The sequence below is a fragment of the Streptomyces sp. NPDC093089 genome, assembly GCF_044754405.1.
Lineage (GTDB): Bacteria > Actinomycetota > Actinomycetes > Streptomycetales > Streptomycetaceae > Streptomyces.
Genome location: NZ_JBIVPA010000014.1, coordinates 142,370 through 157,142, shown reverse-complemented (window position 1 = coordinate 157,142; position 14,773 = coordinate 142,370). Strand labels below are relative to the sequence as shown.

Here is a 14,773-nt window from a genome sequence, read left to right as displayed (position 1 = left end):
GTGGGTACCCCGCCGGGCTCGCCGGGCGGGCGCCACCGGGCGACCATGGACGTACGGGATCCGCACCGGAGGCCGGGAGGCGACACGGGAGGCAGCGATGGTCCACTCCCCCACGGACACCCACGGCGTCGGCGCCGGCACGGACGTGCTCGTCGTGGGCGCGGGGCCGGTCGGCCTGAGCGCCGCCGCCGAGCTGCGCCGCCGCGGGGTGCGCTGCCGGCTCGTCGACCGGCTGCCGGAGCGGCTGCCGTACGCGAAGGCGGTCGGGATCCAGCCGCGCACGCTGGAACTCTGGGACCGGATGGGTCTCGTCAGGGACGTCCTGGAGGCCGCCGTTCCGCTGCGCGGCCAGCTGATCTACGCCGACGGACGGGAGCGGGCGAGGATCGAGCTCGCGCTGCCGCCCGAGGTGCCGTACGGATTCGCCGCGCTGCCCCAGTACGAGACCGAGCGGCTCCTGGAGGCGTACGTCGCCGGTCTGGGCACGGCGATCGAGCGCGGCACCGAACTGCTGTCGTTCGCCCAGGACCCGGACGGGGTCACCGCGCGGCTGCGCACCGCCGCGGGCACCGAGGAGGAGCTGCGGGTGCGCTATCTGATCGGCTGCGACGGCGCGCACAGCGTGGTCCGCAAGACGCTGGGCCTGGCCTACGAGGGGTCGGCGTTCCCGGAGACGTACATGCTCGGTGACGTCGAGGCGGACTGGGACCTGCCCCGGGGGTACGGCGTGCGCTCCAGCGGCCCGTCGCCGGACGGCACCGGCGAGGACCTCCTGGTGTGCATCCCGCTGCCGGGCGCGGGGCGCTACCGCATGTCGATGAAGGCGCCCGCCGCGTCCGCGTCCCCGGACGGCGCCGGGGACGGTGTCGCGCACGGCCTGGAGGGCGGCACCGGTCCTTCGCTCGCCGAGCTCCAGGCCGTCGTCGACCGCCTGGCGCCCCGGCCCGCGCGGCTCTCCGCGCTGCGCTGGTCGTCGGTGTTCCGCATCAGCCACCGCATCGTCGACCGCTACGGGAAGGGGCGGGTGTTCGTCGCGGGGGACGCGGCGCACATCCATCCGCCGGTCGGCGCCCAGGGCATGAACACCGGCGTCCAGGACGCCTGCAACCTGGCCTGGAAGCTGGCCCTCGTCCTCCGCGGCGCCGGACCCGCCCTGCTGGACAGCTACGACGCCGAGCGTCGCCCGGTCGGGGAGGAGGTCGTGGGGCGGACCGTGCGGCATGCCGTCCAGGGCATGGAGCCCGGCCCCGACCAGCGACGGGCCCTCCTGCTCCGCGAGGCCCAGCTGCTCGTCGGCTACCGCGGCGGCCCGCTGTCCGGCGCCCCGTACGGGCCGGACGAGGCGCCCCAGCCCGGCGACCGCGCCCCGGACTGCGCGGGCCTGACGACGCCCGTCGCCGTGTACCCGCTGCGTCTGCTCGACGTCCTGCGCGGCCGGGTGGGACACGTGGTGATCCTGTACGGGGACGACGCGACCGCGCTGGCCCGGGCGGCCGAGGCGGCCAGGACCGTGAGCGCCGTGCCGGTGGTCGCGGTCCTGGCCAGGGACGCGCGGGACGGCGCGCCCGGCGGGCCTCCCGCGGCCTGCTACCGCGACGCCGCCGGGGAGTTCGCACGGCTCTACCTCCCCGACGGCGCGACCGGTCTCGTGGTCCGTCCGGACGGACAGCTCGGCGCCCGGTTCCCGCTCGCGGGGACCGCGGCCGCGCTGTCCGCCTATCTCAGGGGCCTGTCCGTCCCCCGGGGGCTACGGGACCCAGTGGTTGCCCGAGACGGTGATCATGACCTGGAGCTGGATGCTCGCTGAGAAGTAGCTGCTCGTGTCGATCGGCGTGGCCACCATCTTGTTCCAGAGGGCGTCCAGCCAGGCCTGGCTGCCGGAGTCGGTCATCGCCGCCACCGCGAACGGGGCGAAGAAGGCGGCCTCGCTGCCCGAGGAGATCTGGGTGCCGTTGAGCTTGTAGCCGATGGCGATCTTGTTGGGGTCGCCGCCGGTCTTCGTCTTGATCCAGCCGTTGAGCTTGCGCGCGGCCGCGAGGGAGGTGGCGTCCCCGCTGGTCACCGCGTCGTCGGCGATGCGCCACGGGGTGCGGCAGGCGTTCCACCAGTAGGCGCCGTCGTTCGGGTCCTCCAGGACCTGGCCGGGGGCCGGCTTGGGCGTGGTGTTGGTGTCGACGACGAAGTCGGGCAGGAGTCCGGTGCCGGAGGCGTAGGTGGACTGGAGCCGGGAGATCTGGTTCTGGTGCGCGGTGCGCACGGCGTCCCAGGTCGTGTCGCCGGAGGCCGTGCGGAAGGCACGGAAGTGGTCGACCATCCAGTCCGACGTGCGGGTGATCCAGTAGTACTGGTCGCCGGAGCTGCTCCAGTCGCCGAGCTTCAACAGCTTGGTCGTGGGGTTGAGTTCGTCCTTCTTGATCGCGGCGATGTGCTTGAGCGCGAGGTCCTTGTAGTTGTACGTGCCGGTGCTGCCCCACTGCTTGTCGGCGAGGAGCAGGCCGTAGGCCACGTCCATGTCGCCGTCGGTGGCGCCGTCACCGCCGTTGACGCTCCTGCAGGCGGTGTCCTGTTCGGCGGCGAGCAGGTTGGGGTTGATGGACGACGGGTGGTCGATCTTCCACTTCACCAGGCCGTCGAAGATCTTCTTGGCGTCCGGGTCGGCGCCCGCCATCGTCGCGGTCACGACCATGCCGTAGCCCTGCGCCTCGGCGACGTACGGGTGGTCGGCGTCGGGCGAGATGATCTGGTACCAGCCGTTGCCGCAGTTCTGCCGGACGAAGGCGGACTTCCACCTGTTGTAGTAGTCGACCACCTTCTGGTCGTTCGACGCCTGCGTGCCGGAGGGCTTCAGCATGCCCGCGGCGTACGGCTTGAGGTGGCTGCCGAACGGCACGGCCGTCCCGCCGCCTCCCCCGCCGCCGGTCGGCGCGCCGTACACCTCGAACTCCCAGAGCGAGTAGCCGTACGCCGTCCCCCGGCCGGTCCCGTACATCCGCACGTAGCGGCCGCTGCCGGAGACGGTGAGGTCGTCGGTGGCGCCGTCGCCCGCGCTCGTCGAGTAGACGTCGGTCCAGTTCGTCCCGTCGGCCGAGGTCTGGATGCGGTACGTCTTGCCGTACGCGGCCTCCCAGTTGAGCTTGACCCGCGAGATCGCGTGGTTCGCCCCGAGGTCCACCCGGATCCACTGCGGGTCGATCCCTTCGAGGCTGGCCCAGCGGGTTGCCGTGTTCCCGTCCACCGCCAGTCCGGGCCCGAGGGCCGAGGTCTCGACGGACGAGGCCGTCACGGCCTTCCCGCCCGACACGAGCCCGTCCGCCGCCTCCGCCCGGGGCATGACCGTCAGGGGCAACGCCAGCAGACCCGCGAGTCCGAGAAGCGAGGCGCTTCGTCTCCTCATGACAACTCCCTTTCTCTCCCTGGACAATAGATAGGAAGTATTCCTAACCATTGGCGGAGACTAGAGAGCCCCGCAGCCGGGCGCAAGACCCGCGACGCGACACCCTGGTGAGGGTTTGGAGAACTCCCGCACAGTCCGGGAAATCGCACGGTCGACCTCAACGACACTTGAGGTTTCATGGTCGCCCCTGCCCCGCGGGGCCCACGACACCGCACCCGAGACACCGGAGGGGGGACACCTCATGACGAATCATCAGCTCTCCGGCGCCGACCGCGTCACCACCCCGAAGACGCTCCGGCGGCCGATCCTCGACGCGGGCGGGACGGCCCCCTGACGGACCCGGGGACCCCGGCGACCCGGGACCAGGCGCCACCGGGCGCCGGGGAGTAGACGGCGACCGGGGCGGTGGCGGCGACGGCGACGACGGCCGCGCGGCGGGGGTCGGTCCACTCCAGGAGCCGGAGGGCGGGATCCCCGGCCTTGAAGAGGGCTTCGTGGCGCACCCACAGGCGGAGGAGGGCCGCGTCGCGGTCGGGACGGGCCGCGGCGGCCCTGACGTCGACCTCGGGGAGGAGGCGCCGCAGGACGGACACGGGGCCGGGCCGCCGCGCCGAGGGTTCCACGTCGACGCCGACGGCGCCGGGGCCGACGGCCGCGGCGACGAGGCCGTCGGCATGACTGACGCTGAGCCCGAGCCCGGGGCGGCCGGGCAGGAAGGGGCGGCCGTGCCCGGCCCGTCCGCACGCGGCGCAGGACTGGGCCGGGGCGGACGCGTGCGGAGGCCGGCCGGTGAACCGGGCCGCGCAGAGCCGCAGCAGCAGCCGGGCCGCCAGGACGTCGTCGCGGCGGGAGGGCAGCCGGATCGGGTCCAGGCGTCGCAGTTCCCACGGCGCGAGCAGCCCCTCGTGCAGCTCGGGGTGGGCCAGCACCTCCGCGGTGGTCGCCAGCGCGGCCCACACGGGACGCCCCTCCCCCGGCACGGCGGGGCCGCTCGTCACCGGCGGGCGCTCATCCGGCCGCCGCCGGGGCCGCGGCCGGTCCGGTGGTGTCCAGGAAGCGCGCCCGCACCCGGTTCAGGGTGCGGAAGTCGTCGATGGTGACCTCCTGGAGGTCGATGGTGCTGCCGGACATGTCCTCGAGCAGGTCGATGAACTCCAGGAAGTCCATGGAGTCGATGAGCCGGGCCTCGATGAGGTCCTCGTCGGCGTCGATCGGGCCGTCGAGGCCGGGGTTCTTCTCGTGGAGCCAGTCGGAGATGCGTTCCATGGTGCGGGATTGCTCCTGTGTCGTCGTACCGGGGTGGTGCGTCGGATCGGGGGCGGGAGGGTGCGGTGGCCGGGGTCCCCGGTCAGAGCGCGGCGGCGTCGCGGACCCGGTCGAGGGCCCGCTCGGGGGTGCCGTGGGCGAGGACCATGGCGTGGACCCAGCGTTCGACGCCGAAGGCCACGCAGGCGCTGTACGCGGGGCCGTGGGAGCCGGCGCGGATGTCGAGGCGCTCGCCGAAGAAGTTGCGGTGGCGGTTGACGGAGGCGATGGCGGTGCCGTCGGGGGCGCTGAACTCGTGCTTGACCGGGTCGAGCGCCATGAGCCGGGCGCGGGAGCCGCCCTTGTCGTAGAAGGGGTCGTCGGCGGTGGCCCGGGTCAGGGAGAGGCCGAGCCGGCCGGCCAGCTCCCGGACGAACTCGGCGCCGCCCTCCAGGTGCTCGACCGCGCCCTGCTTGGTGCCGAGGTAAAGGACCTCGCGCATGTGGAAGCCCCACAGGCGGCGCAGTCCGTCGTAGTGGGTCTCGTTGCGGAAGCAGCGGCCGGCGGCCGACAGCCGCAGTCCGGCCTCGCCGACGTCCCGGCCCTCCAGGGAGAGGAGCAGTCCGTAGCAGGTGGCGGACGGCAGGAGGTACCCGGTCGGACGGAGCGGCAGCGCTCCCGGCTCCTCGCCGGCCGCGAGGCCGTCGACCGCCTCGGGGGTGAACCGTCCGGCGGAGACGCCGAGGTGGGGGAAGTTCCGGAAGAAGTCGAGGCGCGCGAGGCTCTCGACGGAGAGCAGCGGCGGCCCCGTCACCTCGGGGGCGGAGAGGCGCCCGGCCAGTCCGGTCAGCAGGTCGTCGAGGCCGCGCAGCAGGGCGGTGTGGACCGGGTCCAGCGTGATCAGGCCCGCACCGGGGCTCCTCAGGCCGCCGTCGGGCAGGGCCGTGGTGCCGGGTGTGCTCATGGAAACCGCTCCCTCAGGGCGTGGACGAACAGTCGGGGGCTTCGGAAGCCGGAAAGGGCGCCGGAAGGGCCGGCGCATGCCGGTCCGGCGCGCGGACGCGCTTGGCGGCACAGCGAATTGACGGCTCATCAGGTCAGGGTCCGCACACAGGACCCTAGGCCAGTCGTCGACGAGTTGTCTAGACCAAAGTCGGCCCATCCGGAACCGGCCCGACACCCCCTCACCCCACGCCCGCGCCACGCGAAAGCGACACAACTCCGCATGTCGACCCCCCACTTGACAGAACATATGGTCTACACCAATTCTGCTGAACGACATGGCTTCAGCACCCCGCCGCGGCACGGCCTTCCCCTCTCCGCGGCGCCGGCGCAGCGCCCGCGCGCCCGCCGAACCACCGCCGGAAGCGACCGCCCTCGGCCCTGAACCCCGCCCCGGAGGGACCCCGTGACGACACCCGCCGCCGACCGCCGACCGCGCCGCCCCCACCTCCACCGCGCAGCGACCGACCGCCCCTACTTCAGCGCCGACGGCGAGGCCTACCTGGCGCAGACGACCCTCCGGGAGCTGAAGAAGTCGAGGCCGCTGCGGGTCCTCTCCGAAGAGGACTTCGCGCACTGGCAGACGTACGGCTACGTCGTCGTGCGGGAGGCCGTCCCGGCCGAGACCGCACGGCGACTGCTCGACTTCACCTGGGACTTCCAGGGGCTCGACCCCGAGCAGCCGGACGGCTGGTACGAGGACCGGCCGTTCCGCTCCGCCCTGGACCGGCAGCTCCACGTGTACGGCTTCGTGGAGGCGTACCACCACCAGCTCCTCTGGGACAACCGCCAGGCGCAGCGCGTCTACGACGCCTTCGTCGACGTGTGGGACTGCGAAGAGCTGTGGGTGACCCTGGACCGGCTCAACCTCAACCCGCCCAACGTCCGCAACCGCGACCGCGCCCTGATCGACGCCCGCGACCGCGGCTTCGACATCGAGCTGCACTGGGACATCGACACCACGCTCGGCGTCCCGCCCCAGCGGGTGCAGGGCATCATCGCGCTCAACGACACCCGCCCCGAGACGGGCGGCTTCCAGTGCGACCCGGAGCTCTTCCGCCGGTTCGAGGAGTGGAAGCTCGGCCAGCCCGCCGACCGCGACCCCCTCCGCCCCGCCGTGGACCGCGCCGAGTTCCCCGTCGTCCGGCCCGACCTGCACCCCGGCGACCTGCTGATCTGGAACGGCCTCCTCGCCCACGGCGTCGCGCGCAACGTCTCCACGGACGGCGTCCGCGCCGTCCAGTACCTGTCGATGATGCCGGCGCTCGAAGAGCACGAGCGGCTGCGGAAGTCCCGCGTCGACTCCTGGCGCCACCTGCGCACCCCGCGCTGGAACCGCACCCTCGTCGGCGATCCGGTCCTCCACGAGTCCCAGCGCTACCCCACCGCCGAACTGACCGAACTGGGAAGCCGGTTGCTCGGACTCACGTCATGGAAGGACGCGGGCCGGGGCGCCGCCGCACCGGCCCCCACCGCGGCCGCCGCAACCGCTCCGGCCTCCTCGGCCGTCCCCGCCGCAACCGCCCCCGCCACCACCGCAGCCGTCCCCGCCGCGGCCTCCGCCGTGTCCGCGCAGAGCGGAGAACCGGCGTGCGCCGCGTCTGCCTGACCCTTCCGACCGACCGCGCCTGCGCGGACACGATCGCGGCCGTCGCCGAGGAGGCCGCCCACGGCGCCTCGCACTTCGGCGTCGAGGTACGGCTCCTGATCCTGGACTCCTCCGACGCGGCGGTACGCGCCCGGCACCGGGCGGTGGTGCGCGCGCTGCCCCCGGCCCCGGGCGTGGTCGTCCACCACCTCGACGAGGACGAGCAGCGCGCCTTCCTCCGCGCTTCGCTCGCCGCCTCCGGCGTGGCCGAACCCGAGCGGGTGCTCGGCCTGCTGCTGCCGGACCGGGTGTCCTACGGCGCCTGCACCGACCGCGCGTTCCTCGTCGCGGAGGCCCTCGGGTGCGCGTCGGTGCACCGCCGGGACTCCGACAGCCGCTACCAGTACCTGGACGGGAAGCCGGTCTTCCCCCTCCACCACGAGCTCGCCTCCCTCGGGCGCCGGGCCGCCGACGTGGCCGGCCTGGTGACCCGCGGCCGGCTCGACCCCGCGTGCGCGGACCGGCCGGTGTCCATGGTCGGCGGGTCGTTCGTCGGCGAGATGTCCGTGGACGTCGAGGAGATCCACCGACTCGACCCCGCCGTCTACCGCGACGTCATCGGCCTCTCGATCCCCGACGACACCCCCGGGATCTGGCGCGCGAACCTGATCCAGGAGTCCTTCCGCGGCGCCGGGACCGCCGCGTTCACGGCGGACCGGACCACGCTCACCAGCGTCAGCCCGATGCGGGTCGACATGTGCAACATCGGCTTCGACCGCGAGGTCTACGGCCGGGTCCCGCTCCCCCCGGCGACCGACACCATCGGCAGCGACTACTTCCTCATCCACCTGGTGTACGACGCCCGGCTGCCCGGCGTCCTGCACAACCGGCACATCGTCAACTACCACACCGGCGAACGCCGTTCCGACCAGGGTTTTCTCGCCTACCAGCTGCGGCTCGCGAAGTACCTGCTGTCCACCGCGTACTTCAATGCCGTGTACGCCCGCATGGCGGCGGCCGGCGACGCGCTGCTCGACGAGGCGGGGCACGTCCGCGCCTCCGCCGTCGCCGCGTTCGTCCGGGACAGCACCGGGCTCGACCCCGCCGAGAACGTCGCACGGCTCGACGTGCTCGACCGCTCCTACCGCAAGCTGGGCGGCCGCTACGCCGAGGCCGCGGACGTCTTCGCCGCGCGCGCCGGGCGGCTCCTCGACGAGGCCCGGCAGGACATGGAGGAGTTCGCCCTCCTGATCGACGCCTGGGAGCCCCTCGTCCGGGCCACGCACTCCGTGAAAGGCCTCGCATGAGCCGCCGCCCGACGACCGTCACCGTCCCGTACGCGGGAGGCGAGGCCCGACGGGGCCCCGTCACACGGGGGCAGGCCAACATGATCCGCTGCATCCTGCGCGACGAACCCGTGCAGATCAACATCCACGACGTCTGGCCGGTGCCGGCGGGGACCCGTACGGACGCGGCGATCGACGCCCTGCGCGCCCTGGTGATACGCCACGAGGCCCTGCGCACCACGTTTCCCGCACCCCCGGGCGGAGGCGTACCGCACGAGCAAGTGGTCTCTTCGGAGGGGGAGTTCACGCTCACCCTCCTCGACCACGACGAGCTGCCGCCCGACGCGGCGGGCTACGCGGAGTCGGTCGCCCGCGCGGCCCGCACCGACCGCTTCCACCTCGACCGGGACTTCCCCCTGCGGGTGTCCCTGGTATCCGCGGCCGGCGCACCGGCGTTCGTCGCCCTCGCGGCGAGCCACGCGGTGACCGACGTCGGGGCCCTCGCCGTGCTCCGCGAGGAATGGCTCGCGCTGCTGGCCGGCTCACACCTGCCGGACGTCACGGCCCTCACGCCGCTCGACCTGGCCGCCGAGGAGGCGACCCCGGCCGGAGTGCGCAAGTCCCTTGCCGCGCTCGCCCATTGGGAGCGGATCATCCGCGGCGGGCCGCAGGCGATGTTCGCGGAGCCGGGCGCCGAGGGCACCGACGTGAAGACGCCGTCGGTCGTCCTGAGGTCCCGGCGGGGCGCCCGGGCGCTGGCCCGCGTCGCGGAACGCACCGGCGGCCTGCCCGCCACCGTGCTCCTGACGGCCTGGTGCGCGCTCGTCGCCCACCGCGCCGGCCAGACCGCCTGCGTCACCGCCGTGCCGACCTCCAACCGGTACGAGCCCCGGCTGGCCCGCTCCGTGAACACGCTCTCGCAGGACGCGCTGCTCTGCCTCGACCTGCGCGTGCCGTCCTTCGACGCGCTCCTCGGCAAGGCCTGGGGCGCGGCGCTCAACGCCTACCGGCACAGCCGCTTCGACGCCGTGGCCCTGTGGGAGATGATCGGGCGGACCACCTTCGAGCGCGGCAGCGCGTTCGCGCGCGACGTCGTCTTCAACGACGTCAGCACGCTCCCCGCGAGCCTCGCGGCCCCGCCGGCGTCCCCGGTGGACGAACCCGGGCCCGACCTGGAGCTGGGCCGGGGCCCCGACCAGGTCCTGCCGACCCGACTCCTCGCCTTCGTCCACCAGGCCGACCCCCTGCTCCACCTCTCGCTGTGGGCGGACCCCGCGCTGTTCCCCCGCGCCGAGGCCGAGGCCTTCCTCACCGGACTCGTACGGCTCCTGGAGGCGGCGGCCGACGCGGACGTGCCGCTCGCCCGGCTCACCGACGTCACGGGCGTCCGCCCCGTCGAGCGCGGCCCCGACTGGAGCGTCGTCGACGGCTCCTGGGTCTCACCGCCGGCCGTGGCGGACGCCCTGGGCCGGGCCCTCGGCGGCCTGCCCGTCCACGTCGTCCTCGACGCGGCGCCCGGGGACGGCGACGGAGCGGACCGCGCGGCGCACGACGCTTCGTCCGGGGGCGGCGACGGGCCGGGCCTCACGGCGTACATCGCCGGCGGCGACGCGCCGCCGACCCCGGCGGACGCCCACGCGGCGCTGATGAAGACCCTGCCCGGCCGTCCCGGAGTACTGGCCCCGCGCCGGTACGTGATCGTCCAGGACCCGCCGGCGGACACCGAGCCGAGCAGCGCGTGGCTGCGTCGGCGGACACTCGTGGAAGGGACCGGCCGCGACCGGCGGATGTGACATGACGATGGACGACACGACCGTCCGGCGGAAGCCCGACGCTCTCCCCAGCCCCTGGCGGTCCGGCCTGTTCCGCCGCTTCTTCACCGCCCGCAGCACGTCGCTCCTCGCCGACGGCATGCTGATGGTCTCGATCACGACGACCGTTCTGGCCGCCGGATACGGCGCCGGCGGCGTCGGCTACACGCTGGCCGCGTGGATGGCCCCGATCGTGCTGCTGATCCTCTTCGGCGGGGCGCTGGCCGACAAGTTCACCCCCCAGGTGATGATGGTCGGCGCCGACGCGGTGCGGATGGCGACCATGCTCACCCTCGCCGGTCTGCTGGCGGGCGGCGGGATACGGCTCTGGCACGTCATGGCGCTGATGGCGGTCAGCGGCGCCGCCACCGCCATGTTCCAGCCCGGCCTGGCGGCCCTGGTCCCGCAGGTCGCCGAGGACATCCAGCGGGCCAACGCGCTGCTGCGGATCTCCGAGGCGATCTGCACCCTGCTCGGCCCCGGTCTCGCCGGCCTCCTCGCGGCCTACTGGAACGTGGCGGGCTCCTTCCTGGTCATCGCCGCGGCGTACGCGATCAGCGCCCTCGGCCTGCTGTCGCTGCGCCACCTGAGCGGCGCCGGGGAGAACGGCGACGACGGCGACGACCCGCTGCTGCGGCGGCTGGCCACGGGGTGGCACGAGTTCCGGTCCCGTTCCTGGCTCTGGGGCGTCATCGTCGTCTGGGCCGTCTACGGCCTGTTCGTCTTCGGCCCGTCGGTGCCGCTCGGCGCCGCTCTGCTCACCGAGCAGCACGGCGCGGGCGGCTACGGCTGGATCGCGTCCGCCGACGGCGCCGGCACGATCGTCGGCGGCCTGCTCGGCATGCGCGTCCGGCCCGCGAGGCCGCTGGTCGCGGGGGCCTGCGCGATGTTCTTCTTCACCCTCAACCCGCTGGCCCCCGCACTCGGCTGGTCGTTCACGGTGACCGCGCTCACCGGCGTCGTGGCCGGCTGCGGCTTCGCCTTCTGGGGGGTGATGTGGGCGACCAGCGTGCAGTCCCACATCCCGCTGGCCGTCCTCAGCCGCGTCTCCGCCTACGACATCGCCGGGTCCATCATCGTCATCCCGCTCGGCCGCGTCCTGGCCGGCCCGGCGGCGGACGCCTTCGGAGCCGACCGCGTGCTCCTCTTCTCCTCCGTCATGGGCGTCGTCTGCCTCACCGCCATGCTCGCCCTGCCCGCCGTCCGCGGCCTCGGCCGGGCCCCTGCCGAGGAGGCCGGGGATCCGGCGGGGACCACCGGGGCCCCGGCGGCGAGGACCGCGGGTGCGGAAGAGAAGGCCGCGCGACCGGCGGACCGGGCGGCGGAACCGGCCGGACCCTGAGGGCGTGCCGTCAGGCGTCCTGGACGCGCCGGAAGGGACGGTCGGCCTCCAGGGCGAAGGCCACCTCCAGGAGCGTGCGCTCGCTGCCCGGACGGCCGGAGAACAGGACACCGACGGGCAGCCCGTCCTCCGTCGCGTCGGGCGTCGGCACCGAGATCGACGGCGTGCCGACGATGTTGTCGACGGGGGTGAAGGCGACGTACCCCAGGATCCGTTCGACGAGCTCCGGGTACGGGACGGCGGGACTGAGCTGCCCGATCGGCGGTGCCGGGTGGGCGAGGACGGGCGAGAGCAGGAGGTCGAAGCCGCGGAACGCCGCCGCGTACGCCTCCTTCGTCCGCCTCAGCCGGCGCAGCACGCCCGGGGTGCCCCGCCAGTTCTTCACGTACGTCTCGTGGAGTCCGCGGCTCAGGCCGTCCATCCGGCGCCGGTCGAAGTCCGGGCCGAAGGTGCGGCCGGTGCGCCCGATGAGGAACGAGAGGAGTCCCCAGTAGGTGAGGAAGTCGTCGGTGAAGCGGGGGTCGATGGCCGGCGCCACCGGTTCCACGGTGTGGCCGAGCCGTTCGAGCGTCGCCACGGTGCCGGTGACGGCCGCCCGGGTGACGGCGTCGGACCGGACCCCGTTCGGCGAGTCCAGCATGAAACCGACGCGCAGCCGCCTCCCCGAGGGGCCTTCCACCAGGCCGACGGGCGGCAGCTTCGGGTTGCGCCAGTAGGTCTCGGCGGCGGCGAGGAAGGCGGCGGAGTCCCGCACGGAACGGCTCACGACGCCGTCGGAGACGATGTCGAGGGGCAGTCGGCGGCTCTGCGCGTTCGCCACCACCCGGCCCCGGGTCGGCTTCAGGCCGACGAGACCGCAGCAGGCGGCGGGGATCCGGATCGATCCCCCGCCGTCGTTGGCGTGGGCGATGGGCACCGCCCCGGCGGCGACGAGCGCCGCGCTGCCGCCCGACGAACCCCCGGCAGAGTAGCCCGTGTTCCACGGGTTGCGGACCGGCTCGGCGTCCTCGTACTCCGTCGAAGGACTGAACCCGAACTCGGGCAGCCGGGTCTTGCCCAGCACCGTGACCCCGCTGCTCAGGAACTGCCGGGTGAACGGCGCGTGCCGCCGCGCGTCCCTCGGCGTGAAGGCCGCGCTGCCGTGGCCGGTCGGCAGGCCCCGGTAGTCGGTGTTGTCCTTGACGAAGGTCGGCACTCCGACGAACGCGCCGCCCGCCCCGGCGGACGGCGTCGGGGCCTCGACGTACGCCTGGACCGCGTGCAGCCGCGCCTCCACCGCCCGCACCCGCTCGGCCGCGTCCCGCGCGACCTCCGCCGCGCCGACCTCACCGCGCCGGATCGCCGCCGCGAGACCCACGGCGTCGTGCTCCCCCAGGGCGTCGTCCCGGAACGCGTGCACCGTGGCCCGTTCCTCGAAAGTCGTCACAGCTGCCTCAGCCCCCGGCCGTATGGATGGATGCCCTCCATCATTCCGTACCAGCGAGTAACACGCGAGGGGTCGAACCAGGACGACGGCGGGTCAGGGAGCCGTCCGCACCGGGAAGCTGAAGGCGTGGCCCTGCTCCTTCAGCCACGGCAGCACCTGCCGCAGCGCCGACACGGTCTGGCCGCGGTCGCCGCCGCCGTCGTGGAAGAGGATCGTCGGCCCGTTGGAGAGCTCGCCCTTGACCGTGTTCACGATCGAGGCCGCCCCCGGCAGCTCGAAGTCCTTGGTGTCGACGTTCCAACCGAGGGGGCGCATCCCCGCCGCGGCGGCGATCCGCCGGCTGTCCGGGGTGAACGCGCCACCCGGGGCGCGGTAGTACTCGACCTTCGCACCCCCGGCGGCGTCCTCGATCATCTTCTTCGCGTCCAGGATCTGCTGCTTCTGGTACGCGACGGACTTCTTGTCCATCGACGTGTCGTGGGTCATGGTGTGGTCGCACAGCCGGTGGCCGTCCGCGACGACCTTCCTGACGAGCTCGGGGTGCGCCTTCGCCTGCGGCCCGATCATGCAGAACACCGCCTTGACGCCGTTCTGCCGGAGGACGTCGAGCACCTGGGGCGTCCACCGCGGGTCCGGCCCGTCGTCGATGGTGATGTTCACGGCCTCACCGCCCGCCTCCGCGGCGTGAGCGATGCTCTCGGGCATCCGCTGCGCCGGAACCCGCGCCGGCTTCTCCGCCTGGCTCGACGGCGTCCGCTCCCCCGGCCGCGCCCCCGCGTTCGCGGCGGCCTCCGTGTCCGTCAGCGCGGCAGCGGCCCACACCGCCAGGCTGATCCCCACCGCCGAGGCCACCACGGCTATGTGCGTCCTGTACGTGTTCTGCTGCCCCATGGAATGCCCACTCCCCGTGTGCTCCGACCATCTCCCAGGAGAGAGGACGGTACATACGCCGGGAAGGTTTCACTCCTCCCCGACCGTTCGGAAGGGCCCTCAGTTCACCCGCCTCCACCCGCGCCTGACCCGACGAACCACAATGAGCCCACACGTACCACCCGACCCACCGCCCCCCGTACCGATCGACCGATCGACCGACCGAAGAGATGAAGCATCGATGGCACTCCACGACGGCCAGCGCGTGAAGCTGGCGGCAGACGTCCGGCTCGCCGGCTCGCTCACCCTGGCCGGGGACTCTCCGCGCTCCTCCACCGGCTCCGCCGACTCCCCGGACTCCTTCGACCCGGCGGACGTCGTCGCCGGGTCCCTCTCCCTGGCCGCCGGCACCGAGGGCACGGTCGAGCGGGTCGACGAGCACCCCAAGCGGGAAAGCCACGAGGTCCGCGAGTACCTTCGGCTCAAGTCCCTCCTCGACGACTTCGGCCCGCAGATGCCCCCGGGCAGCCGGAGGCAACTCGAGGACCAGGTCGGTTCCCTGGAAGCCGACTGGCACGCCCACCAGTCCCAGCGCCTCCGCGTGACGGTCCGCGTCCGCCTCGACAACGGCTTCGTCCTCGACGAGGCACGCGAGGATCTGTTCACGGACGCCTGATCCCGCCCGGCCGTCCGACCGCCCGACCCGGGGCGGGGGGGGGGGGGGGTGGGGGGGGGGGCGGCCGCCCGCCCGCCCCCCGCCGCGGGGGGGGGGGGGCGGGGGGGGGGGGGGGGGGGGGGCCGCGCCCCCC

12 protein-coding genes are annotated in these 14,773 nt (G+C 73.9%); 6 read left to right on the top strand and 6 right to left on the bottom strand.

Annotated features, from left to right (window positions below; genetic code table 11):
- Positions 1–97: 97 nt before the first annotated feature.
- Positions 98–1,807, top strand: a complete 1,710-nt coding sequence (locus ACIQFX_RS29975; RefSeq protein ID WP_402469699.1) for an FAD-dependent monooxygenase — start codon at positions 98–100, stop codon at positions 1,805–1,807.
- Here ACIQFX_RS29975 and ACIQFX_RS29970 read toward each other — a convergent pair.
- The 4 genes from ACIQFX_RS29970 to ACIQFX_RS29955 all read right to left on the bottom strand — a co-directional run bounded on the left by ACIQFX_RS29970 (position 1,748) and on the right by ACIQFX_RS29955 (position 5,603).
- Entirely contained in the window at positions 1,748–3,394 is a 1,647-nt protein-coding gene (locus ACIQFX_RS29970; RefSeq protein ID WP_402469696.1) for a glycosyl hydrolase family 8, read from the bottom strand. The two genes, ACIQFX_RS29975 and ACIQFX_RS29970, sit on opposite strands and share 60 nt — an antisense overlap.
- Positions 3,395–3,669: 275 nt before the next feature.
- Positions 3,670–4,392: a 4'-phosphopantetheinyl transferase family protein gene (locus ACIQFX_RS29965; RefSeq protein ID WP_402469693.1), complete on the bottom strand. Its 723-nt coding sequence runs from the start codon at positions 4,390–4,392 to the stop codon at positions 3,670–3,672.
- Between the two features lie 10 nt (positions 4,393–4,402).
- Entirely contained in the window at positions 4,403–4,660 is a 258-nt protein-coding gene (locus ACIQFX_RS29960) for an acyl carrier protein (protein ID WP_402469690.1), read from the bottom strand.
- A gap of 82 nt (positions 4,661–4,742) precedes the next feature.
- On the bottom strand, positions 4,743–5,603 hold the full coding sequence (locus ACIQFX_RS29955) for a hypothetical protein (RefSeq protein WP_402469687.1): 861 nt from the start codon (positions 5,601–5,603) through the stop codon (positions 4,743–4,745).
- A gap of 444 nt (positions 5,604–6,047) precedes the next feature.
- Here ACIQFX_RS29955 and ACIQFX_RS29950 point away from each other — a divergent pair, with 444 nt between their 5' ends.
- Genes ACIQFX_RS29950 through ACIQFX_RS29935 form a run of 4 tightly spaced genes read left to right on the top strand, consistent with a single transcriptional unit; the run spans position 6,048 to position 11,668 of the window.
- Complete coding sequence (locus ACIQFX_RS29950; RefSeq protein WP_402469684.1) at positions 6,048–7,250, top strand: phytanoyl-CoA dioxygenase family protein; 1,203 nt, start codon at positions 6,048–6,050, stop codon at positions 7,248–7,250.
- Entirely contained in the window at positions 7,232–8,536 is a 1,305-nt protein-coding gene (locus ACIQFX_RS29945) for a DUF6271 family protein (RefSeq protein ID WP_402469681.1), read from the top strand. The genes ACIQFX_RS29950 and ACIQFX_RS29945 overlap by 19 nt, the downstream gene beginning before the upstream one ends.
- Positions 8,533–10,308 (top strand): condensation domain-containing protein, encoded by a 1,776-nt coding sequence (locus ACIQFX_RS29940; RefSeq protein ID WP_402469679.1) that lies wholly within the window; start codon positions 8,533–8,535, stop codon positions 10,306–10,308. The genes ACIQFX_RS29945 and ACIQFX_RS29940 overlap by 4 nt, the downstream gene beginning before the upstream one ends.
- 1 nt (position 10,309) lies before the next feature.
- Positions 10,310–11,668, top strand: coding sequence for an MFS transporter (locus ACIQFX_RS29935; protein ID WP_402469677.1), 1,359 nt, complete (start codon positions 10,310–10,312; stop codon positions 11,666–11,668).
- 10 nt (positions 11,669–11,678) lie between these two features.
- Here ACIQFX_RS29935 and ACIQFX_RS29930 read toward each other — a convergent pair whose 3' ends face one another.
- Both ACIQFX_RS29930 and ACIQFX_RS29925 read right to left on the bottom strand, forming a co-directional pair.
- Entirely contained in the window at positions 11,679–13,094 is a 1,416-nt protein-coding gene (locus ACIQFX_RS29930; RefSeq protein WP_402469675.1) for an amidase, read from the bottom strand.
- A 93-nt stretch (positions 13,095–13,187) separates the two neighbouring features.
- Entirely contained in the window at positions 13,188–13,985 is a 798-nt protein-coding gene (locus ACIQFX_RS29925) for a polysaccharide deacetylase family protein (protein ID WP_402469672.1), read from the bottom strand.
- 220 nt (positions 13,986–14,205) lie between these two features.
- Between ACIQFX_RS29925 and ACIQFX_RS29920 the strand changes: the two genes are divergently transcribed.
- Positions 14,206–14,640 (top strand): hypothetical protein, encoded by a 435-nt coding sequence (locus ACIQFX_RS29920; RefSeq protein WP_402469670.1) that lies wholly within the window; start codon positions 14,206–14,208, stop codon positions 14,638–14,640.
- The last annotated feature ends 133 nt before the right edge of the window (positions 14,641–14,773 follow it).

Coding starts and splice junctions, on each gene's coding strand:
- ACIQFX_RS29975 (WP_402469699.1), top strand. CDS start 98: ATGGTCCACTCCCCCACGGACACCCACGGCGTCGGCGCCGGCACGGAC.
- ACIQFX_RS29970 (WP_402469696.1), bottom strand. CDS start 3,394: ATGAGGAGACGAAGCGCCTCGCTTCTCGGACTCGCGGGTCTGCTGGCG.
- ACIQFX_RS29960 (WP_402469690.1), bottom strand. CDS start 4,660: ATGGAACGCATCTCCGACTGGCTCCACGAGAAGAACCCCGGCCTCGAC.
- ACIQFX_RS29955 (WP_402469687.1), bottom strand. CDS start 5,603: ATGAGCACACCCGGCACCACGGCCCTGCCCGACGGCGGCCTGAGGAGC.
- ACIQFX_RS29940 (WP_402469679.1), top strand. CDS start 8,533: ATGAGCCGCCGCCCGACGACCGTCACCGTCCCGTACGCGGGAGGCGAG.
- ACIQFX_RS29935 (WP_402469677.1), top strand. CDS start 10,310: ATGACGATGGACGACACGACCGTCCGGCGGAAGCCCGACGCTCTCCCC.
- ACIQFX_RS29925 (WP_402469672.1), bottom strand. CDS start 13,985: ATGGGGCAGCAGAACACGTACAGGACGCACATAGCCGTGGTGGCCTCG.
- ACIQFX_RS29920 (WP_402469670.1), top strand. CDS start 14,206: ATGGCACTCCACGACGGCCAGCGCGTGAAGCTGGCGGCAGACGTCCGG.